The 5,081-nt window shown below is 32.8% G+C and carries 4 protein-coding genes and 1 other annotated feature; all 4 genes read right to left on the bottom strand.

Annotated elements, in window-relative coordinates:
• Positions 1-37 precede the first annotated feature (37 nt).
• The 4 genes from I6U48_RS26150 to I6U48_RS26135 all read right to left on the bottom strand — a co-directional run bounded on the left by I6U48_RS26150 (position 38) and on the right by I6U48_RS26135 (position 4,280).
• Positions 38-673: a flavodoxin family protein gene (locus tag I6U48_RS26150; RefSeq protein WP_218323447.1), complete on the bottom strand. Its 636-nt coding sequence runs from the start codon at positions 671-673 to the stop codon at positions 38-40.
• Between the two features lie 19 nt (positions 674-692).
• A complete protein-coding gene (locus tag I6U48_RS26145) occupies positions 693-1,337 on the bottom strand; it encodes a flavodoxin family protein (protein WP_218323446.1) in 645 nt (214 codons plus the stop codon).
• Positions 1,338-1,555: 218 nt separating this feature from the next.
• Complete coding sequence (locus I6U48_RS26140) at positions 1,556-2,848, bottom strand: lactate racemase domain-containing protein (RefSeq protein ID WP_218323445.1); 1,293 nt, start codon at positions 2,846-2,848, stop codon at positions 1,556-1,558.
• Positions 2,849-2,870: 22 nt separating this feature from the next.
• On the bottom strand, positions 2,871-4,280 hold the full coding sequence (locus I6U48_RS26135; RefSeq protein WP_218323444.1) for a sodium:solute symporter family protein: 1,410 nt from the start codon (positions 4,278-4,280) through the stop codon (positions 2,871-2,873).
• Between the two features lie 225 nt (positions 4,281-4,505).
• Positions 4,506-4,714: a binding site (T-box leader), on the bottom strand.
• Between the last annotated feature and the right edge of the window lie 367 nt (positions 4,715-5,081).

The raw sequence follows: 5,081 nt of genomic DNA, 5'->3' as shown, positions 1-5,081 counted from the left end.
CGGCCGTGGATGTCTATAATATAAAACTCTAAATAGTTTAACGTATAAAGTTTGTAAATATTTTATTTTCTCTTTCTGGCTCTTCTACTTTTCCTTTACCGTTTTCTACGAGTTTAAGTAACCACGCCATGTTCTTACCTAGAGTTCTCATAATTTGAACTCCTTCTCCATCCTGTAATGCCTCTCCTGCTCTTGCACCATGAATAACATTCCAGTAACTTGATGTTGGCATAAGCATTTCAGAGTAATTTATATAATTATTTAATTGTTGAAAAGTAGGAAGCCCGCCAGAACGCCTTACAGCTACTACTGCAGCTCCGACCTTATGTCTTAGCATGCTATCATTGGAGCTTGCAACGTAGAAGGCCCTATCTAAAAATGATTTCATTGTTCCACCTATTCCTGAATAATGTACAGGAGATCCTAGTATTATACCATCTGCTTCTTTCATTTTTTGGACCCATTCATTTAAAGGATCATCTTTTAAGACACACTTTTCATTTTTGTTTCTAAAACAGCCTCCACAGGCCATACATCCTCTTATAACTTGATTTCCAACATGTATAATTTCAACCTCTATAGATTCTTTTTCTAACTCATCTGCAACCAATTTTATGGCGTGATAAGTATTTCCTTCTTTATTAGGGCTACCATTAAAAGCAACAACTTTCATTTCTTAGTCCTCCATTATCTTAATATTGTTTTGTAAGTCTAACTCCCATATCAAAGGCTTTCTCGCAATCTTTAGGAAACATTTCCTGTCGTCTTTTTAATTTTTCTTCATAATTAAACATATCTGAAACTACCTTTGAATAATCATTAAATTGGTAGGTGTCAGTACTATAAATAGTTTCTGCTTCTCCAAAAAATCTTTTAAACATCATTTCATTATTCTCAAATATATTATTTAGATTAATTTTCTTTAATATTTCCTCTGATACATTCATAGTATATATCAAACCTGTATGTATATTCTTTCTTGCAAGCTTAGGTGCTTTAGTATATTCTACTAATGGGAACAGAAGTCTTTCCATAAATGATCTCATCTCTCCTGTAACATTGCCCAAATATATAGGTGAGCCCAAAATCAAAGCATCTGCATTTTGAACTTTTTCCAATACAGCTGTAAGTTCATCTCTCATTGCACATTTACCATAGCTTTTACCATTTATTAATCTACATGCAAAACAACTTGTACAACCTTTGAAATTTAAATCATATAAGTGAATAAGTTCTGTCTCTGCTCCCTGTGATGCCGCACCTTCAAGCGCTTTATTTAACAAAGTGGCAGTATTCCACTGCTTTCTTGGACTTCCATTAATTGCTACTACCTTCATTTTTATTACCTCCTTATCTTAACTATCTGTTACAATTATACTATTATACTTATTGAATGCAAGTACGTACTTTTACGGGATATAGTTACCAAAACAATACTAATAAAATGATACAAAAAAGTCATATTATTCATAAAAAGAACCATAAGTAGATTTGTTAATATAAATCCACTTATGGTTCTTTAAGATAGAGCACGCAAGGCTATAACAGTTTCACTTTATTTTGTGAGCATTGGCAATGTATTTGCTGCATGAGGCATTACATAAGTTTTAAGATTTTCTCCTTTTTCCTTATGAACTATTTCTAAAGCTTTCTCTACAGTTTTTACCACAGTGATATTTGCATTTTTAACCAATTCTTGTTTTATATCCGATACTAAAATCACCTTAAACTTATAAGCAGTTTCGCACATGCAGTATGCTATAAATTTAGAAATTGTAAAATCATCTCTTACAAACTTTTCTCTATCTAAAATATTATCATAATTTAGAATTAAGTCTTGAATGTTTTTATCCCCACCAAGTCCCTCTCTGCACTCTAAAGCTGCAATTATATATCCGCCTTCCTTCACTGCCTCTCTTGCATTTGTCAGCGTCTTTACAGATTGATACAAGTTTATATCCTTTGGATATCCTCCTGCACTAGCAATTACTAAATCAGCCTTTTCCTCTATATCTACTCCATCTATATTCTTAAGAATTTTCATACCTTGCTCATGAGCAGCTATATAGTTTCCTGCTACTGCAGCAGCTATTTGTCCTTCTGGACCCATTATTACATTGAACATAAAAGTAGGTTTTACAAAACTGGCAGCTTCAAGCATATCTAAATGTACTGGATTATCTTCCGTACCTCCAGAACATACTCCAGCCTTTACACTTTCTCCTAGGTTATCATTTAGTGAAAGTGAATGATTTTTCATTATAGTTTCTGCTCCTGATATACCTGGAAGTATAGTTTTCTTTCCTCCAGCATAACCTGCAAGTAAGTGATATACTATCCCACCTGTAATTACTATATGATCACATTCCATTGCAATTCTATTTATATATACGCGATTTCCATAAGTAGTTTCTCCAAGATATACTAAATTCTCTTTATCGTAACAGTCATGATCTATTACCTTAAATCTTTCTGAAAGTTTTTCTCCAAGTAATTTTTCATGTTCTTCTCTTGTTTGCTTTCTATGTGAACCTAAGGCACTTATGAAAACTATATTTTTATCCTCTATTCCACCAGCATTCAATTCCTCAACAATTGCATTTAAATATTTATCTGTTTTTTGCCAAGCTCTAGTAACGTCTGGAATTACTACACATACTCTTTCCCCATCATGTACAAGTTCTTTAAGCCTAGCACTGCCTATAGGATTTTCTAAAGCATCCTTAATAACTTCTTCTTCAGTTTTTTCTTCTGATAACTTATTAGCTTCTATTACCCCAATTAAATTTTCTTCTTCCACTGCCACACTCATACATGTGCTTCCATATTTTATTTCCATATTCTTCATTATAAAATGCCCCCTTTAAATGTTATGCTATTTCAACTCCAGCTACATCCTTGATAGCTTTTCTATCAAATAATGGAGTTATTAAAAACACTGTTAAACATACTATCCACTCAGCATATATTACATGCGGTAGTATTCTTACAGCTGGCACCAACTGCCACAAAACTAATACTATCATTCCTGCTACTGCAGTATTAAAAGCTGAATTTTTTCTGCAGATAGATGGCTTAAAAATAGTAAATATAAATACTATGGTGAAAGCAGTAGTTAAGCTTAATGCCAACATCAATAAACTCAATATGCCTTTAGCCTGTGAAGCTATAAAGAAAGTTATTATGCCTAAAACTACTACAAAAACTTTGGTAATAATCATTAACTTCTTTTCCTCTATACCTTGATTAACAAATCTTTTATATACATCTTGTGAAAATAAGGTTGCTGAACCTAAAAGCATGTTACAAGCTGTCGACACATCTGCTGCCCATAAGGCTGCTAAAGTTATGCCAGCTGCTAATGGATTTAGAGAGGTAATAATCTTTGGTAATGCCATAGTTGCACTTACATCTGGATAAGTTGCCCTAGCAACTATTCCAAGTAAAGCTGCTAAAAATCCTATAGGTATCATTAAAAGTCCACCTATTATATACCCTCTTCTTGCCGCCTCTGCATTTTTTGCACAGAAGGAAACCTGTACAACTCCCTGAACAGAAAAGCATTCAGTAATCATAACTATAAACCATACTATTATTGTAGGTACTCCAAGGCCCGCCGTTGGATGGAAATAGGTAGCAGCATGTGGAATCTTTAAAGATATATTATGTATTCCACCTCCAAAAGCTACCGCTAATAATGTAACTATAATAATTCCAGTGTACTTTAAAGGCACATTAAATAAATTGCACAGCCCAGTAGACCACATACCACCAATAAAGGTTATTCCAATAAACACAATTGCACTAATAATCATTCCTGTTTTTAATGTGAATACAGCTGGAAGCAGTGAAGATAAAATTGCTCCTCCTGCTATATACTGAAGTGAAGTTATCATAAGCTGAATCACTATTTGTCCTATTACACAAATGATTCTTCCTTTAGTATCATAGAATTTTTCAAACATTTCTGGTACTGTAGAAACATTTAACTCTCTATACTTTTTTGCCCCAATTAATCCCATAAGGATAGATCCTACTCCCCAGGCAACAGTATACCACCCTGCTGAAAGGCCTACCTTATAAGCTTGCTCAGCTACTCCTATGGTAGATGATCCCCCTATTGCTATACCTACCATGGAAACAGTAATAAGTGTAGTATTTAACCCTCTACCTGCCAATATATAACTTTCTGCCCCTGATGATGCCTTTTTTCTAGCATAAAAACTAATACAAAATAATATGCCAATATAAATAACTACTACTATAAAAGATATATTCATAAATAGCCCCCTCTTCAAATTATGTTAGTGATTTATTTATATAAAGATTCGCGAAACCATTATATCTTAATGAATGAATTTAAATACTTTTCACTTTCAATACTGTATAGTGGTAAATCAAAAATGTAAAAGAAAATCGCCTCTAACAATGCTAGAGGCGAATATATCGCGGTACCACTCTAATTGATTACCTATGTATTTTGGGTATAAAAAAAGCACCTACGATAAAGGGACGAGTCTTTTCTCGCGGTACCACCCTGCTTGATTACATAAATTAATCCACTTTTACCTGTAACGTAGGTTTTACGGCACAGCCTACTTAATTTCAGCCTGCAGCTTAAGAGCGAATATTCATTATGTTTCGTCACTGACTTGCACCAACCATCAGCTCTCTTTAGAGTCTACATAACTAACTTCTCCATCATAGCTATTAAATTACTTATTTGTTATTAAAAATTATAAATAATAATTTTTAATAACACAAGTCCAGTAATATCTAAATTTTCACATGTAACCGTTAACTTACATGATTTTCAGCAATTTTTGCTTTTTTCTATGCTATATTATATTTACTAGCTACTTATGTACTACAATATTTAATATCAAAAGTTGTATCTTAGTATATGAGGTTGTGATAAAATCCATTTTATATATCAAAAAGTCCAATGCATTGATATTTAAGGATTTACTTAATATAAAATTTTGTTTAATCACATCCTCCTATAGATAAATAAGATCGACACTTAACTTATAAATTTAATGTTAACGATCTATAGGGTTTAAGACCAGAAAATTAACTTA

Source organism: Clostridium thailandense, from assembly GCF_019207025.1.
Lineage (GTDB): Bacteria > Bacillota > Clostridia > Clostridiales > Clostridiaceae > Clostridium_AM > Clostridium_AM thailandense.
This window is presented reverse-complemented; position numbering and strand designations above follow the sequence as displayed.

Coding starts and splice junctions, on each gene's coding strand:
- I6U48_RS26135 (WP_218323444.1), bottom strand. CDS start 4,280: ATGAATATATCTTTTATAGTAGTAGTTATTTATATTGGCATATTATTT.
- I6U48_RS26150 (WP_218323447.1), bottom strand. CDS start 673: ATGAAAGTTGTTGCTTTTAATGGTAGCCCTAATAAAGAAGGAAATACT.
- I6U48_RS26140 (WP_218323445.1), bottom strand. CDS start 2,848: ATGAAGAATATGGAAATAAAATATGGAAGCACATGTATGAGTGTGGCA.
- I6U48_RS26145 (WP_218323446.1), bottom strand. CDS start 1,337: ATGAAGGTAGTAGCAATTAATGGAAGTCCAAGAAAGCAGTGGAATACT.